General features: G+C 60.3%; 18 protein-coding genes. 7 read left to right on the forward strand and 11 right to left on the reverse strand.

Translation table 11 applies throughout. The features are described 5' to 3' along the window. Positions 1 to 8: 8 nt before the first annotated feature. The 4 genes from T18_RS04665 to T18_RS04680 all read right to left on the reverse strand — a co-directional run bounded on the left by T18_RS04665 (position 9) and on the right by T18_RS04680 (position 3248). Positions 9 to 332, reverse strand: coding sequence for a Dabb family protein (locus T18_RS04665; protein ID WP_003512096.1), 324 nt, complete (start codon positions 330 to 332; stop codon positions 9 to 11). Between the two features lie 43 nt (positions 333 to 375). Further along, the gene (locus T18_RS04670) at positions 376 to 1014 is read right to left on the reverse strand and encodes a chitinase (RefSeq protein ID WP_038492733.1); all 639 of its coding nucleotides are present in this window, start codon (positions 1012 to 1014) and stop codon (positions 376 to 378) included. A 450-nt stretch (positions 1015 to 1464) separates the two neighbouring features. After that, positions 1465 to 2724, reverse strand: coding sequence for a DNA-packaging protein (locus tag T18_RS04675; RefSeq protein WP_038490348.1), 1260 nt, complete (start codon positions 2722 to 2724; stop codon positions 1465 to 1467). Further along, entirely contained in the window at positions 2721 to 3248 is a 528-nt protein-coding gene (locus tag T18_RS04680; protein WP_038490345.1) for a hypothetical protein, read from the reverse strand. The genes T18_RS04675 and T18_RS04680 overlap by 4 nt, the downstream gene beginning before the upstream one ends. 253 nt (positions 3249 to 3501) lie before the next feature. On the opposite strand from T18_RS04680, the gene T18_RS04685 reads away from it, so the two are divergent. Continuing rightward, positions 3502 to 5142, forward strand: a complete 1641-nt coding sequence (locus tag T18_RS04685) for an alpha/beta hydrolase (RefSeq protein ID WP_013635730.1) — start codon at positions 3502 to 3504, stop codon at positions 5140 to 5142. A 26-nt stretch (positions 5143 to 5168) separates the two neighbouring features. On the opposite strand, the gene T18_RS04690 is transcribed toward T18_RS04685, so the two are convergent. Then, on the reverse strand, positions 5169 to 6008 hold the full coding sequence (locus tag T18_RS04690) for an SDR family oxidoreductase (RefSeq protein WP_038490342.1): 840 nt from the start codon (positions 6006 to 6008) through the stop codon (positions 5169 to 5171). A gap of 142 nt (positions 6009 to 6150) precedes the next feature. Between T18_RS04690 and T18_RS04695 the strand changes: the two genes are divergently transcribed. Further along, complete coding sequence (locus tag T18_RS04695) at positions 6151 to 6522, forward strand: winged helix-turn-helix transcriptional regulator (RefSeq protein WP_038490339.1); 372 nt, start codon at positions 6151 to 6153, stop codon at positions 6520 to 6522. Between the two features lie 103 nt (positions 6523 to 6625). On the opposite strand, the gene T18_RS04700 is transcribed toward T18_RS04695, so the two are convergent. After that, positions 6626 to 7057: an Lrp/AsnC family transcriptional regulator gene (locus tag T18_RS04700; protein ID WP_003512084.1), complete on the reverse strand. Its 432-nt coding sequence runs from the start codon at positions 7055 to 7057 to the stop codon at positions 6626 to 6628. 147 nt (positions 7058 to 7204) lie between these two features. Here T18_RS04700 and T18_RS04705 point away from each other — a divergent pair, with 147 nt between their 5' ends. Then, positions 7205 to 8305 carry a saccharopine dehydrogenase family protein gene (locus T18_RS04705; protein WP_038490336.1) on the forward strand — a complete coding sequence of 367 codons (1101 nt, stop codon included), beginning with the start codon at positions 7205 to 7207 and terminating at the stop codon, positions 8303 to 8305. A 137-nt stretch (positions 8306 to 8442) separates the two neighbouring features. Here the strand turns inward: T18_RS04705 and T18_RS04710 are convergent, their stop codons facing one another. Next, positions 8443 to 9903, reverse strand: a complete 1461-nt coding sequence (locus T18_RS04710) for a protein adenylyltransferase SelO (protein ID WP_038492730.1) — start codon at positions 9901 to 9903, stop codon at positions 8443 to 8445. A 177-nt stretch (positions 9904 to 10080) separates the two neighbouring features. Between T18_RS04710 and T18_RS04715 the strand changes: the two genes are divergently transcribed. From T18_RS04715 to T18_RS04725, 3 genes are all read left to right on the forward strand, one after another. After that, positions 10081 to 11151, forward strand: coding sequence for a sensor histidine kinase (locus tag T18_RS04715; RefSeq protein WP_233284935.1), 1071 nt, complete (start codon positions 10081 to 10083; stop codon positions 11149 to 11151). 63 nt (positions 11152 to 11214) lie between these two features. Continuing rightward, positions 11215 to 12933 (forward strand): glycoside hydrolase family 32 protein, encoded by a 1719-nt coding sequence (locus tag T18_RS04720; RefSeq protein ID WP_038490330.1) that lies wholly within the window; start codon positions 11215 to 11217, stop codon positions 12931 to 12933. Between the two features lie 57 nt (positions 12934 to 12990). Continuing rightward, complete coding sequence (locus T18_RS04725) at positions 12991 to 13164, forward strand: hypothetical protein (protein ID WP_003512077.1); 174 nt, start codon at positions 12991 to 12993, stop codon at positions 13162 to 13164. A 22-nt stretch (positions 13165 to 13186) separates the two neighbouring features. On the opposite strand, the gene T18_RS04730 is transcribed toward T18_RS04725, so the two are convergent. After that, a complete protein-coding gene (locus tag T18_RS04730) occupies positions 13187 to 14575 on the reverse strand; it encodes an MFS transporter (RefSeq protein WP_162163078.1) in 1389 nt (462 codons plus the stop codon). A 175-nt stretch (positions 14576 to 14750) separates the two neighbouring features. Between T18_RS04730 and T18_RS04735 the strand changes: the two genes are divergently transcribed. Next, positions 14751 to 14999: a hypothetical protein gene (locus T18_RS04735; protein ID WP_003512073.1), complete on the forward strand. Its 249-nt coding sequence runs from the start codon at positions 14751 to 14753 to the stop codon at positions 14997 to 14999. Here T18_RS04735 and T18_RS04740 read toward each other — a convergent pair. The 3 genes from T18_RS04740 to cueR form a co-directional block, all read right to left on the reverse strand. After that, on the reverse strand, positions 14996 to 15358 hold the full coding sequence (locus tag T18_RS04740; RefSeq protein ID WP_038490327.1) for a type II toxin-antitoxin system RelE/ParE family toxin: 363 nt from the start codon (positions 15356 to 15358) through the stop codon (positions 14996 to 14998). The two genes, T18_RS04735 and T18_RS04740, sit on opposite strands and share 4 nt — an antisense overlap. Next, positions 15348 to 15617 (reverse strand): type II toxin-antitoxin system ParD family antitoxin, encoded by a 270-nt coding sequence (locus T18_RS04745; RefSeq protein WP_038490324.1) that lies wholly within the window; start codon positions 15615 to 15617, stop codon positions 15348 to 15350. The genes T18_RS04740 and T18_RS04745 overlap by 11 nt, the downstream gene beginning before the upstream one ends. A gap of 128 nt (positions 15618 to 15745) precedes the next feature. After that, the gene (gene cueR / locus T18_RS04750; RefSeq protein ID WP_003512071.1) at positions 15746 to 16171 is read right to left on the reverse strand and encodes a Cu(I)-responsive transcriptional regulator; all 426 of its coding nucleotides are present in this window, start codon (positions 16169 to 16171) and stop codon (positions 15746 to 15748) included. Between the last annotated feature and the right edge of the window lie 22 nt (positions 16172 to 16193).

Below are 16193 nucleotides of genomic sequence, written 5' to 3' on the forward strand. Positions count from 1 at the left end.
GACGAAACTTACCGGATTGGCGCTTTCACTGCCGTATCGCTGTTGAAATCAGCGGCAACCCGCGTCTCGCGCAGCGGCTTCACCGTACGCGTCGAAAGATCATAAGCGGGGTCGGCCTTGTAGGCCGCGAGCGCCGCCTCGTTTTCGAACTCGCCATAAACGATGAAATCGACCGAATTGCCCCATTGGTCCTTCTTCACATTCTCGCCGATTTCCAGCTTCAGCGAATGCGGTATGGCGGTGAGGCCGGAGAGCCCCTTGCGCACGGCGTCGCGGTTTTCCTCGGGAACGGTGAAAAAAACGATATGGCGGATCACGGTGTCACCTGTCATGCAAAATTCGAATATGGCCCTTGCGGCGCTTGCTAACGAGTTATCATCTGGCCCGCGCCGGTTCAATCCGCGCCGCCAAAAGGGCGCGATGAAATGCCCGGCCGTAGTCCCCGACAAGCCGCGCCCGGTCGCGGCCATTGATGATGGCGCGCGCACCCTCCCAATCCTCACGCTTGCCCTCGAAGACATCGGCAAGTTTCCGGCCGGTAAAGCTGCCGGCTACCATGCCGTGGATCAGGATCGCGGTTGCCACATCAGGTTCCATGGCGCGCTCGGGACGCGCCAGAAGGTCCACACCGGTCAGCTGCGACATGGCCTCGTAATTGCGGCGATGCGTCAGTTGCACGAAACCGCGTCCGAGCCAGCTTTTGCCGTCGGCGTCTGGCCGCCAATAGGGTTTGCGCACCATTGGCAGCCTGCCTGCTGCAAAAGCCCGGTCCAGCCTTGCGATCGCCTCGGCATCGTTTGCCGCCAATGTCTCGCGCACCGGCTGCATGGTCGCAGCCGTCTCGTGAAAAGTGGTGGCTAGCATGTAGGCGAGCCAGCGGGGATCACCGCCCGGCAGAGCCTTGCCGAAGCCGGCCAGGATCGTCTTCGTCCCGTCAAGCTGTGCAGCTCGCAGGCGACCACCGTAGATGGAAATTCGCACCGACGCGAAGAATCGCGCCTCGTCATAGGCCACAGCCGGCTCCTGAAAATCGGGGGCGATATCACCCTTTGTTTTTTCCACATGACGGCCGTCAGAACTAAATCGATTTGAAAAAATCCTAATCGATTTTAATCCGCTGACCGGGGTTTTGAGGTAAGAAATTCCTTGAGTTGCGGAACCTTAGCGCGCTAACTCCATTCACCGCGCACTTCCGCAGCGTTGACCATTCAAGGAGGAATGCCACCATGACAGCGACAATCCCCCAGACCGTTTATGACCGGCTTGAAAACGAGTGGCGCCAGATGCGCGAAACCGGTTCTCAGCCGAAACCCACGCAGTCTCCGAAGAAGTAGGATCTGCCAGACGTCCGATTTTGGGCGTTGACGGCGACCCGGATTTCTTCTCCCCGTCGGGGAGAAGAACCAATATGCATCGGCTAGATAGGCAATTGGCTCTCATTCATGGGGCCAATTAGCGCCTATATCACATTCCGCGCACCCTCGGCTCACTCGCCACAGTCGTCGTCAACGCCGTTATTGCCCAGACCAGCGCATCCAGCCGGTCGGGCGAGCGTCCGGATGAAAGGCCGTCAGGTCCGAAATCCGCCATCTGGTCGGTTAGTTTTTCAAACCGTGCGGCGTGGCGTACCCTGCCCTGTTCGTAGAGTGCCGCCACCGGCTCGGCGCGGGTGAACTTGCCCCGGCTTGCCCGCACCAGGGTCAGCGGCAGATTGGCGTCTATGCTCTGCAACATTGCCCGCACCATCTCGCCGCCCTGATTGACTTCCGCAACCACCCGGTCGCCCTCATGACGGCGAACGGCGGCGACAACGGCCCGCGCCCAGCCGCCCGGTGTTTCACCTTCCACCGAACAATCCGCAAGCACGACCAACTTGCCTGATATGCCAAGCCCGGCCGCCACGATGCCGCAGCAGGAATTTTCACCGATACCGGCGGGCGGGTCTACCGCGACCACGATCCGCGCCAGCGACTCATGGTCGGTTTCCACAATTGCTTCCAGATCGGCACGTTTCCACAGCGCGCCTTCGCGCTCATCAATCAGTTCGCCGCCGATTTCCTGACGCCCCAGCCGCGTGCCGCCGTAACGGTCGTGCATGGCTTTCAGGAAACCCGGTGAGAGATTTTGCGCATTCATCGCCGTTGGCATTTTGGCCACCCGGCTCGAAGTGTCGGCGAGAAGCGCCTTCAGGAGGGGAATGGGCCGTGGCGTCGTCGTCACCAATTGCCGTGGGGCCTCACCAAGACGCAGGCCGAATTGCAGCATGTCCCAGGTTTCCTGCGGATATTTCCATTTTCCAAGTTCATCGGCCCAAGCCATGTGAAATTGCGGGCCGCGCAGGCTTTCTGGGTCTTCCGAGGAAAACACCTGCGCCATGGCCCCGTTTGGCCAAATGAGCCGGCGGCGCGATACCTCGAAGGCGGGGCGGCAACGGCGGGCGATACGGCAGATGCCGGAAATGCCGTCGATCATCACCTCACGGGCATCCCCCAGGGTTTCCGCAACAAGCGCGATGCGCAGATCAGATTGCTTGCCGGCGGACGCAATCCTGTGCACCCATTCGGCCCCGGCGCGGGTCTTGCCGGATCCGCGCCCGCCGATCAGAAGCCACGTCCGCCAGTCACCCTCGGGCGGCTGTTGCGGCAGGTTGCCGATGAAACGCCAGTCGCGCAGAAGGGTGAAGACCTGCTTTTGCAGTTGGGGTTCGCTCGAAACATCCGTCATGTGTCAGCTTCTGTAGATGCACTACGAGCCAGATCGGCCTCCAGCCTCGCGTGGCATTTCTGTTCCGCCAGTTCGTCGATGCGTTTGAGGAAATGCGCCACCGCCATTTCGTAATCTTCGGTATCGGCTTCGTCCTCGCCGGCAAGAGCCTGCCTCTCTTCTGCCAGCACCCGTTGCAGGGCATCGATCCGTTCCAGTGTGCGCACAATCAGCGAAAGCTGATCCGTTGCGGCCTTCACGTCGGCGCGCGCCTGTTTGCCCGAGGCATCCTCCACCGTTGATAAAAATGCCGCTTCGCTTGTCTGCCGCAGGTTGCGGTACATGCAGAACTGTTCGCGCATCTCCACCGTCAGCTCGTTCAGCAATTGCCGCAGATTGCCATTGCGCGCCGCATCTTCGGCAGCCAGCTTGTCGGCCCGCGATTTTATCTCGGGTGCGGCCTCCAGCCTGCCCTCGCCGCCATAGGCGCAGCTTTCCTGCCAGACGCCGTGGAGCGCCAGATCGCAATTGCAGATATTTGCCATGAGGTGGACCTGCGAGAGAAATGACGTGTCGCGGAAAGAGCATCGGCTAAACCGACCTTTGCCGCTCAGCCGCAAATCTCCGACTGTGACCTAAACCTATCAAACCACCGTCACGCTGTAAAGGATTATTTTCCTATGATTGTGATTTTTATCCTTCGAACAGGGTTTGCACCCTCGCCCGCCGCATACTACACTCGTGCCAGACGGCGGGAAAAAGGGGCAAGTCAAGTTGTTGAAACAATGGGTTGGGCGGTTGTTTGCGGGTCTTTCGGCAACCGGCATCGTCTTTGGCACTATTCTGTTCTGCGCTTCGCTCACGCCGTCTCTTCTGCCGCGCACATGGCTGATGCAAGGTGTGCTGTGCGGATTTTCCTTTGCCATCGGTTATCTGATCGGCGTGGCGCTCACCGCCATCTGGACCTACCTGGAATTGCCCCACCCCTCGCGCCATAACCGGCGCAGCATCCGCTTTCTCATCGCCCTTGCCAGCGCGATAACGGCGATCGCGTTTCTTTGGCAGGCGAAAGACTGGCAGAATTCCATCCGTATCCTGATGGAGCTAGATCCGTTGCCCAGCGCCCACCCCACCAAGACCGGCGGCGTTGCGGTGCTGGTCTCCGCCCTCCTCATCGGCGCTGGACGGCTTTTCCAGCTCATCCGGCGATTCTTCTCGGTGCGCAGCCGTCACTTCCTGCCGCGCCGGCTCGCCAATGTGCTCGGTATAGCCGCCGCCATCGTGCTGTCATGGATGCTGCTGAACGGTCTGATCTTCGATATCGGCCTGAAGTTTGCCGATTCCTCGCTGAAACAGGTGGATGCGCTGATCGAGCCGGATGTACCGCGCCCTTCCGATGCGCTCAAAACCGGCAGCAGCGCTTCCCTGATGACATGGGAATCGCTTGGCCGCAGAGGCCGCGAATTCGTGGCCGGCGGGCCGGAGGCACAGGAGATTTCCGCCTTCACCCACCGCCCGGCCAGGGAACCGCTCAGGGTCTATGCAGGCCTGAATTCTGCGGCAACGCCCGAGGAAAGGGCAGCACTTGCGCTGGAGGAGCTGAAGCGGGTTGGCGGGTTCGAGCGCAAGGTGTTGCTGGTCGTCATTCCCACCGGCACCGGCTGGATCGATCCGGAAGCGCTTGATACGGTCGAATATCTGCATGACGGCGATATCGCCAGCGTTGCCGTGCAATATTCCTATCTTTCCAGCTGGATCGCGCTTTTGACGGAACCGGATTACGGTGTGGAAACGGCGCGCGCGCTGTTTCAGGCCGTCTACGGCTACTGGACCACCCTGCCGAAGGAAACGCGCCCGAAACTCTATCTGCACGGGCTGAGCCTCGGTTCGCTGAACTCGCAGAAATCATCCGATCTTTACGATGTGCTCTCGGACCCGTTCCAGGGTGCGCTGTGGAGCGGTCCGCCCTTTTCCAGCCCCACATGGCGCATGGCCACCAATGGGCGCGTGGCGGGTACGCCGGAATGGCTGCCGCGTTTCCGCGATTCCTCGGTCATCCGCTTCGCCAACCAATATACCACTGCGCATATGCCTGATGCGAAGTGGGGGCCGATGCGCATCGTCTATCTGCAATATGCCAGCGACCCGATCACCTTCTTCGAGGCCGCATCGCTTTACCGGCGACCGCAATGGATGGTTCATCACGGCCCTGACGTCTCCACATCCTTCCGTTGGTTCCCCGTCGTGACCCTGCTGCAGCTCGGTCTTGATGTTGCCGCCGCCACCACGGCGCCGATCGGTTACGGCCATGTCTACGCGCCGGAGCACTATATCGATGCGTGGATGGAGGTAACCGCACCGCAGGGCTGGAATGCGGATGATATCCAGCGGCTCAAGATGTTGTTCAAGGCCCGCCGCGGCTCCACCGATCCGGCGTGACGCGACGGGCGTGTCGTTTCTGAGCGTCAGTCCTTCAGCGCGGCCACATGGTCGGCCACATAGGTTTCCAGCGAGCGCGGTGCGTGGCCGGTCAAAGTCTCGACATCACCGGTGACCGCCGACGTCCAGCCTTCGCGCACCGGATAGAAGATCGACGCGAGGAAGGCGGCGTAATCCTTCGGAACGGCAGCGCCGGTCAGAATGCCGATGAAAACATCGTCCGAAACCGCGCTATAGCCGACCGGCTTGCCGATGGCCTGCGAGATGATCGCGGCCGCCTCGCCGTAACTGAAAGCCTTCGGCCCGGTCAGGTTGAACGCCTTATTGTCGAAAGCCGTCGAGGTCAGCGCTGCCGCTGCACTGTCGGCGATGTCGCGCACGTCGATGAAGCTAGACTTGCCTTCGCCTGCCGGAACGGCGATCTGGCCGTGTTCGATGCCGGCCTTCCAGTAGGTGTGGAAATTATCGGCAAACCAGTTGGGGCGCAGAATGACGTAAGGCGCGCCGGAAGCGATGATCTTCAGTTCCACTTGGCGATAGGGAATGGAATCGTCGGCATCGACGCCGAAGACGCTGAGGAACACGATCTTCACATTGCGGCGGGCAGCTTCCTCGACAACCGGTGTCAGCGCGTCGATTGCATCCAGACGCCCGCCAGCCAGGATCAGAAACAGACGATCGACGCCATCGAAGGCATCCGTGTAGGTCGAGGCGTCGGTATAATCGAAGCGCACCCCTTCCGCGCCTTCGGCTGCCTTGCCGGTGCGCGAGGCCGCTTTCACGCTTTCGCCCCTGGCCAAAAGCGCCTTTACCAGCGGCGTGCCGATGGTGCCGGTGGAACCGATTACGAGTATCTTGCCAGTCATCTCAAATCTCCGTAGTATCTAGTAGAAACCATGTTTCGAAAACATACGTACTGCGTATTCGAAATCAGGAAAAGAGAGCACTTTCCGGTTATCTGGTATCCTCAAGGAAACCTACCCGGGCTTTTCAGAGCGGGATGAGACGATGGAACATGTCTATGACGTTTACGAGGATCGCTGCCCCACACGCATGGTGCTGGACAGGATCGCTGACAAATGGGCGCTGCTGATCCTCGACAAGCTGCGGGTGGACGCGGTGCGCTTCAACCTGCTGCGGCGGGAAATCAAGGGCATTTCGCAGAAGGTTCTGTCTCAGACGCTGAAAAAGCTCGAGCGCGACGGCCTGATTTCGCGGCAGGCCTTTCCGACGGTGCCGCTCACGGTCGAATATTCCCTGACGCCGCTCGGGCGCACGCTGACCGACACGGTTGCGGCACTGGCCCACTGGGCGGAGGGCAATATGGACGCGGTGCTGGCGGCGCAGAAGGCTTATGACGAGAGGGGTGGGTTAGGGTAAGGCAAGCCCCCACCTTCCTGATTTCTGTGCTTGTCAAAGGAATGAGGGAGACGAGAGCATTGCGCGCACTCGTCCGCCTTTCGCCTGCCAAACCCTCCAACGCCTACCGCGAAATCCGCGTGGAAAGAATGATCGACGATAGCGTGCGTTCCACGCCGTCCAGCGCGCCGATCCTGTCGATCAACCGGTCAAGGTCGAGAATGGAAGGTGCTGCCAGAATGGCGATCAGGTCGAAAGTACCGCTGACCGAATGCAGCGTTGTCACCTCCTTGATGGCGGTGAGCGCCGCCGTCACGCCGGGCAGCGCCTTTGGCCCGATGGTGATCAGCACATGGGCGCGCACCAGCCCCGAAAGATAGCTTTCCGAAAGTCTCAGGCCATAACCGGCGATCACCCCTTCGGCCTCGAGCCGCTCGATGCGAGCCTGCACGGTGGTGCGCGAAAGGCCAAGTTTGCGGGCCAGTTCCGCCACCGGCATGCGGGCGTTTTCGGAAAGCAGGGCGAGCAGCGCCCGGTCCTTGTCGGCAATCGTCATAATGACCAATCCTGTCGTCTAATTGTCCAATATTAACCCGCTATCCGCACATAGTGAAGCTGCGAATCGTCCAAAAAAGCTGGCATTCTGTCTATGAAGCGCATCCGGTGCGCAGAGGCATATAAATTTACTGCGGGGAACAAAAACATGAAAAACATCGTCGTCATCGGCGCGGGCAATATCGGTTCAGCCATCGCCTGGATGCTGGCTGTCACCGGCGATTATCGCATCACGGTTGCCGATCGCTCGGCAGACCAGCTGACGAATGTGCCGGCGCATGAGCGTGTCGATACTGAAATCGTCGACATTGGCGACCGTCCGGCGCTGGAAGCGCTGTTGAAAGGCAAGTTTGCCGTGCTTTCCGCTGCCCCCTTCCACCTGACGGCGGGCATTGCGGAAGCTGCGGTTACAGTCGGCACGCATTATCTCGATCTGACTGAAGACGTCGAATCCACCCGCAAGGTAAAGGCACTGGCGGAAACGGCTGAGACAGCGCTCATTCCCCAATGCGGCCTCGCCCCCGGGTTCATTTCCATCGTCGCCGCAGATCTTGCCGCCCGGTTCGACAAGCTGGACAGCGTGCGCATGCGTGTCGGCGCGCTGCCGCAATATCCGTCCAATGCGCTCAACTACAACCTTACCTGGAGCACGGACGGGCTGATCAACGAGTATATCGAGCCCTGCGAAGCCATCGTCGAAGGCCGCCTCACCGCCGTTCCGGCGCTGGAAGAGCGCGAAGAGTTCTCGCTCGACGGCGTGACTTATGAGGCCTTCAATACCTCGGGCGGCCTCGGCACGCTATGTGCGACGCTGGAAGGCAAGGTGCGGACGATGAATTACCGCACCATCCGTTATCCCGGCCATGTCGCGATCATGAAGGCGCTTTTGAACGACCTCAACCTGCGCAACCGCCGCGATGTGCTGAAGGACCTGTTCGAAAACGCCCTGCCCGGCACCATGCAGGACGTGGTCATTGTCTTCGTCACCGTCTGCGGCACCCGCAACGGCCGTTTCCTGCAGGAAACATATGCCAACAAGGTCTATGCCGGCCCCGTTGCCGGCCGGATGATGAGCGCAATCCAGATCACCACCGCAGCCGGTATCTGCACGGTTCTCGACCTGCTTGCGGAAGGCGCCCTGCCGCAGAAGGGGTTTGTCCGGCAGGAAGAAGTGGCCCTGCCGAAATTCCTGGAAAACCGGTTTGGAAGATATTACGGCGCGCATGAGCCGCTGGCCCGGGTTGGGTGAGTTAAGGGGAGCAATCTGCCCCGACACTGTCATCCTCGGGCTTGTCCCGAGGATCTAACGTCTCACGAAATCGATAGGTCGCAGATGCTCGGGACAGGCCCGAGCATGACGACGAGCGGCGGAATGCCTCTCCCAAATCACGTCCCGCAAAAGGTCCGAAACACCTTCTCATCGCTCATCGGCGGCTGCATGTAGACGAAATTGTCCGGCCGTTCCTCAAATGGCGTGGCAATCGCCGCCAGCATGGCGTGGAACGGTTCGAAATCGCCGTCTTCCACCGCCGCCTCGATCAGTTCCTCGATGCGGTGGTTGCGGGGAATGATGGCCGGGTTGACGGCGAGCATCGCCCGCGACCTCTCGGAGGCAGAAACTTCTTCCCGCCCGGCCCGCTCCTGCCAGCGCGCCAGCCATGCATCCGCCGCCGCGATATCGATGAACATGCCGCGAAACGGCTCGGCATCGCCCTCTACCGCGTGAGAAAGACGCCGGAAGGTCAGCGTATAATCGGCTTCCGATGCCTGCATCAGCGAAAGAAGCGCCTGCACCAGCTCGATATCGCCCTCCTCTTCGCCCGTCAGGCCAAGCTTTTCGCGCATGCCGGCAAGCCAGCGCTTGGGAAACGCGGCGGCGAAATCAGCGAGCACGGCGTTTGCGAGTTCGGCTGCTTTCTCCACCTGAGGGTCAAGCAGCGGCAACAGGCATTCCGCCAGCCTTGCAATGTTCCATTGGGCGATGCCCGGCTGATTGTTGAAGGCGTAGCGCCCCTGTGCGTCGATGGAGGAGAACACCTTGTTCGAATTGTATTCGTCAAGGAAGGCGCATGGACCGAAGTCTATCGTCTCGCCGGAGATCGCCATATTGTCGGTATTCATCACGCCGTGGATGAAGCCAACCATCATCCATCGGGCGATGAGTTCACACTGCCTCTGAGCGATGCCCTGCAACAGGGCGAGATAGGGATTGTCCGCGTTTTTCACTTCGGGATAGTGGCGGTCAATCACATAATCCGCAAGATTTCTGATCCCCTCATCATCCTCGCGCGCGGCGAAGAACTGGAAGGTGCCGACCCTGATATGGCTTGCCGCAACACGGGTGAAAACCCCGCCCGGCAGACCCACCTCGCGCTGCACCCTGTCACCGGACAGGACGGCGGCGAGCGCCCTTGTCGCGGGAACGCCGAGCGCGAACATTGCCTCGGAGACGATATATTCGCGTAGCACCGGGCCGAGCGCCGCGCGCCCGTCGCCCCTTCGCGAAAACGGCGTCGGGCCGGAGCCCTTCAGCTGGATATCCCGACGTTTGCCGTGTTTGTCGATGACTTCACCGAGAAGAATGGCACGACCATCGCCGAGCTGCGGCACGAAACCGCCGAACTGGTGGCCGGCATAGGCCATCGCCAGCGGCTCGGCCCCTTGCGGTACCACATTGCCGGAAAAGATCGCCGCCAGCCTGTCGTCGTCGAGGCCTGAGACGTCGAGAAGAAGCTCGTCTGCCAGCGCCCGATTGAAGGCGATGAGGCGTGGCGCCTTCACCGGCGTTGGCAAGACGGCGGCGCTGAACCTTTCCGGCAGGCGGGCATAGGAATTGTCGAATCTGATCACGGGTAAACTCCCTGCTTTTACCTGATATGGCCCTTTTTCCGCCCGGTTGCGAGGGGTGAATAGCCACAATTACGGGAAGCCGCAGCGGAGTTTGGAAAAATCAATTTGAACTTCAGGTATATTTGAACATACAAACATCCAATGAATGAGCCGCAATGCAAGCAGGATAAATTCGTGCCAGAGTTCCCCTATGACGACAGTGAAATGGGCGAGGCCATCCGCCGCTTCGACTGGGCGTCGACAAGCACGGGGCCGATAGAGACATGGCCGGTATCACTCAAAACCACCGTGCAGATGATCCTCAAGCAAGGCCATGCAATCTGTCTGTTCTGGGGGCCTGACCTCAACATCGTCTACAACGACGCCTACCGCCCGTTTCTTGGGCTGAAGGAAGAGGGTGCGCTCGGCAAGCCGTTTCACATCATCTGGTCCGATGTCTGGAACGATGTGAAACCCTTCGTTGATCAGGCACTCTCCGGCAAGGGCACGTTCGCCGAGGACATGCATCTCGTCATGGACCGCAACGGCTACCCCGAAGACACCTACTGGACCTTTTCATACAGCCCGCTTTACGACGACCAGGGCAAGATCGCAGGGCTGATAGACATAGCCGTCGACACGACCGGAGCGGTGCAGGGCCGCAGCCGGGAGGATCTTCTGCGGCGCGAACTCGTCCACCGGGTCAAGAATACGATGGCGATCACCACGGCGGTCGTCAGCGCCACCCTGCGCCATTCGCAGACGCTTGAGGATGCGCGCGACACCATCAAAAGACGTATCGCCGCACTCGGCAACGCCCAGAACCTCATTCATGCTTCGGGAAAGGGTGCCAGCATCTCCGCGCTTGTCCGCGAGTCCGTTTATCCGCATCTCGACGACAAGGCGCGCGTAACGATTTCCGGACCGGACATGGAAATCGCGCCGCAACAGGCGCTGGGCCTGTCTCTGGCCATTTATGAACTGGCCACCAACGCGATGAAATATGGCGCACTTTCCAACGAGAGCGGCAAAATCGAAATCTTTTGGACGCTGGACGAGGATGACCGCTTCGAACTGCGCTGGCGCGAGACGGACGGACCTGCGGTCAGGACGCCGACGCGTACGGGTTTCGGCTCGCGGCTGACCAACCAGATCGTTGCGGCTTACTTCTCCGGCGAAGGCCGCACCTTCTATCATCCAGACGGGCTGCTGTTCGAGCTGGATGGCAAATACGAGGCTGGCGACGGCGAAACCTCTGGCGGTTGAACTTTCTTTCGTCCCATTCGTTGCGTTTCCTGAACCAAAGTAGCCGCAACGAAAGGAACGGGAATGACCGTCGTTGAAGCCGTAGCCGCCGAGCCGGAAAGCGCAATCCGCATCCTGCACACCGATCTGCCTGTTAACGCCACTTTCCATGTATGGCTGAAGGCGAAAAAACCGGCGGAACCCGGTGCCGTCTCCTTTTCCAATGCGAATGGAAAATTCGCTGAGGTTTCAAGCCTCAACACGGAAGAGTTCGGATTTAGAATCTATCAGGTCTTCGGCGGCGGCCATGTGGAACTGAGCTACGATACTGTCACGACCGCCGTTTCCGTCATCTACTGGTTCACCGCCGCCGACGTGCTGGAAACCGGCATAACCGTCGTCCATACCAAGCCGGACAATGCCGCACCGGAACTGCCTGACAGCTACCACTTCCGCCCGCCCTTCGGCTGGATGAACGATCCGAACGGCTTTGGCCGGTTCGAAGGCCGGCCGCATCTGTTCTACCAGCATTATTCACACGGGCTGCGCTGGAACACCATGCATTGGGGCCACGCGGTTTCCTCCGATTACCTGCGCTGGAGGCATCTGCCGATCTTCCTCTTCCCTTCCGAGGACCTGACGACGCGGCCGGACAAGCGCGGCGGCGCTTATTCCGGCTCGACAATTCCTTTGGTCGAAGGTTCGGGCATCCGCGTGTTCTTCACCGAGCAGGTGCAGGATCGCATTCCCGAACAGCAGATCCAGCTCACCGCCACTTCTTCCGATCTCATCATGGCCGGACAGGCCGAAGTCATTCTCGGCCATCGCCCGGACGGACAGGGGCTGACGCCGGATTTCCGCGATCCTTACGTCTTTCGCGGCCCGGATGGACTTTGGAAAATGCTGCTCGGAAGTCAGAGCGACGGTGGCGGCGTCATCCTGCTTTACGAGACGCTGGACCCGACGGCGGCGTCAGGCTGGACCTATGTGGGCAAGCTTTGGGTGGAAACGCGCTACAAGACCACTGCCATTGAATGCCCCTGCCTTCTGCCGCTCGACGGCCCGGCCAATGCCCGATCCACGCGCTGGGTTCTGGTCTACGGGCTGATGCATTCCGAAGACCCTGAAACCGGCCGCAAGAACCTGACCATGGCCGATGTAGGCTGGTTCGACGGCAAGGTCTTCACCAAGGAATTCGGGCAGGAGCTGGATTTCGGCACCGACAATTACGCCTTCCAGGCGTTTCTGGATGGCGACAGCATCATTGGCATCGGCTGGCTCGCCAATTGGGCGGATGCCAATCCGGAGATCGATTTCCCGACATCCATGACGCTGCCGCGCCGGATCCACTATTCGAACGGCGAGCTACTGACCCCGCCAATCGGTGCGGCGGAAAGCCTGCGAAGCCATATTGTCGATCGCACGCGGCTGGCGGCCGGGGAGCGCGTCACCTTCATCAACGGTGCGGTGGAGATGCTGATCGAGCTTGCCTCGCCCGGCACACCGTTCGAGTTGGTGCTCGATCATCCCGTGGTCACACTGGGCCTCATCGCCGATGAAACGGGCCTGTGGATCCGCCATGATGACGGGCGCGATGGCCCCTCGCCGCACTATATCGCCAGAGGGGCAAGGGCCTCGCACATCCGCGTCTTTCTGGACTACGGATCCATCGAAGTGTTCGCCAACCGGGGCCGGTATGTGGGGACAAAACGCATAGAGGGTTTCGAGCCCGTGCGTTCAGCGCTCCTCAAGGCAGCGCCGGGGGCTGTAGTGCACGCCACCAGCTGGGCGCTGCGTCCGTGAGGAACCTTTTGGCGGATCTGCTGTTGATAAGCAGCAAACGCTCAAAGGAGAAACGGCATGACAAAAATCAGCGATTCCCGCGATCCCATCCTGTTTCCGACAGAAGCCAACGAAAACAAGACCGAGAAAAAACGCGCGGGCAAGGGTGTCGTCATCATTATTGGCGCAGTCGCGATCATGGCTTTCGTGGTGTATCTGGCGGCGATCACCATCGCCACCACGCAGTCTTAACGGCACACACGCCGCAGATGCGTCAGCGCTGTCCGCTTCGCAAGCCGCGGGTTGTCAGGATCGCCAGAAGCGAGACGATGACACCCAGCCCATAGAGATAGAGCATCGGCATCGTTACATCCGCACGATCGATCTGCAGAACGAGATCGCTCGCGGCAGCGACGGTGCCGCTTGCGCCCGCACCGGCCGCGGCACCCAGCGTCGCGACCGTAGGCAGCAGGGCGCCCGTCATCTTGCGCTCCTCTTCCGGCGCGGCTTCCATGGCCGCCTGGCTGATGCCTGCCCAGGACATGCCGAAAGCTGAACCGATCAATATCTGCCCGATCAGCATTTCCGGCCAGTTCCCCGTCGCCAGCCCAAGCCCGAGCAGCGCACAGCCCGGCACCATCTGGTAGGGTCCGTAATTCAGGCAAAGCTGCCGCAGGCGGCCCGAACGCAGGCTGCCGATCAGCATTGCCACGAAGCTCCAGGCAAGCGGCATCGTCACGACAATAAAACCGGCGAAGGTCGGCTCATGGTGCCAGAGATTGATGGCGACATAAGCGAGATAGACGCTGCCGAGTGCATGGGCATAGGACATCAGGAACAGCACCCAGAAACCGCTGCCAAGTACCGTTTTCAACCGGAAGGAATCCCTGGGGAACAGGCCGGTGGAAGGCCGGATGCCCGCCTTCAGCGACGCCCACAACAGTGCCGCACCAACCAGCAGCGACATGATGCGCAGACCGGCATCCTCAAAGGCGGAGGGTGCGGAGAAAGCCAATGCGCCAACAAGGCAAAGGAGCAGCGGCACCATCGGCTTGCGCGAGTTCGCGACCGACCGTTCCGCCGAGACCGCAATCGCCGTATAGGCCAGCAGCAGCACGATCAGCGGCGCAGACAGCAGGAATGTGGCGCGCCAGGAGATGTGCTCCGTGGCAAACCCGCCGGTGAGCGGCCCGACGAAGGACGCCACCGCCCAGATGGCCGCCTCGATGGCAAAGACCTTCGGCAGTAGAGCCGAGCGAAAGCCGGCAGGTATGAGGCTGTAACACACCGCCACGATCAGGCCATCGGCAAGTCCCTGCAACGCCCGGCCGATGACGACCCATAAAAAGCTGTCGGCGAGCGCCGACATGACGGAGCCGAAGGAAAAGATAAGGCAGCACAGGAATAGAACGCTGCGTGCGCCAAAACGCTCGCGAAACAGAACGGCGGTGACACCGCCTGCCACGGAACCGACGAAATAGAGGCTGTAGGCCCAGCTATAGAAGGCCGCGCCGCCAATCTCGCGCACCGCGACCGGCAGGGCCGTGACTACTGCAAACTGGTTGAAGGCATGCAGGCCGATACCGGAGGAAATGACGGTCAGAAGCGAGAGGTTCGCCCCACCAAGCAATTCCGACCAGCTATTTTTCTCCGTCATTTCCATACTCGTCAAAGCCGTATCCTTTCCATTCTTGCGATACGGCGGGCAAACTAGAACCTCAAGCACCATTGAGGTCAAGGCGCCTTTTCACCTATTCCGCTCGAGCGAACTTGCAGGCATCAGGAACCCTCTGCCTCCCCGGTCGTTTGCGCAATGACCAGACAGAAAGGATACCACCATGGACCGCAAGAAAATCACACCTCTCAACGAAGACGCCATGGACGAGGAACTGCTCGATCTCGATATCGACGCCCTTCCGGCAAAGGGAGAAATTCCGCAGTCCATCGAACATGAAATCGAGGAAGAAGAGGCCGAGAGCGAGGACGACCCCTATCAGGAAAGCGACGAGGCCCTTCCCGATGACGCGGAAGAGCGCGTGATCGACCGCAATCCCTCGCGCGAAGGCGGTGCGTTCGACGAGGTTTAGGGACTGGCGGCGGGGCGGGATGCAATGCGCTTCAGCATATGGCGCAGATGATCCTGCCCGCCGAAGAACACCGCGAGAATACGCACAGTCTTTTCGCTCTCATCGACATCGAAATAAAACACTGCCTGATTTTTCGTTACCCGGCGGATGCCTGGCGAGATCTCCGGCGACACAGTCCCCTGAAACGGCGCTTTATGAAGGGCCTCCATATCGGCTTCAATTGACGCGATACGCCGCTCGGCCCGGGTGAAAGCGCCCGGCAAGGCATCCCCAAGGTCGAGATAGGACTGAACGAGGTGGTCCAGAATGAGGCTAAGGTCCTGATCCGTTTCCGACGAACGCAGAACCTTAAAGGCCATAACTGGCCTTTTTGGCTGCGATCATCTTTGCAGTTCTGGTCTTGCCATCTTCGACGGAGACGAACTGTCCATGCGCACGCTCGGCCAGCAAGGTGCGAAGGGCGGCAAGCTCGGCGTCCTTCAATTCGGTTTCCTGCCGAAGCAATTCCAGTCCGCGCTGAATCACGGCGCTGAGGCTGGCGTAACGCCCCTCCTCCACCAGCCTGCGAGCGAAAAGATCCTGCTGGTCGGAAATGGATACAGATGCCTTGACGGACATGGGCGGTGCTCCCGTTTCAAGAGATGATGCTACTCAGTAGCATATCCTTCCAAATCATTCCAGCGCCAACGGCAACAGGCCATGCCCGGAAGGCGAAAGACTGCTTCCGCCGAGCCGATATTGCAAGGTCAGTGGGCCTTCGCAGGCTTGTGGGCGGCCTTTTCGACGCCGGCCGCTAGATCATCGAGGATCGGGCAATCCGGCCGGTGGTCGCCGCCGCAGCAATGGGCAAGGTGGGACAGCGTCTTCACCATGCCCTTCATCTCGGCAATCTTCTGTTCGAGATCGGCGATATGGCCGAGCGCAATGTCCTTCACTGCCGAACTCTCGCGGCTCTTGTCCTGCCAGAGTTTCAGGAGCGTTTCGGTCTCCTCCAGCGAGAAGCCAAGCGTGCGCGCCCGCTTGATAAAGCGAAGATTATGCACGTCCTGCTCGCCATAGACACGGTAGTTGTTGCCGGTGCGGGCGGCGGGGGTGATGAGGCCGATCTGTTCGTAATAACGGATCATCTTGGCGGAAACGCCGGATGCATCCGAAGCCTGTCCGATATTCATAATGCCACTTCCCTCAGGGCGA

The sequence above is a fragment of the Rhizobium sp. TBD182 genome (assembly GCF_001950375.1).
In the GTDB taxonomy this organism is placed as follows: Bacteria; Pseudomonadota; Alphaproteobacteria; order Rhizobiales; family Rhizobiaceae; genus Agrobacterium; species Agrobacterium tumefaciens.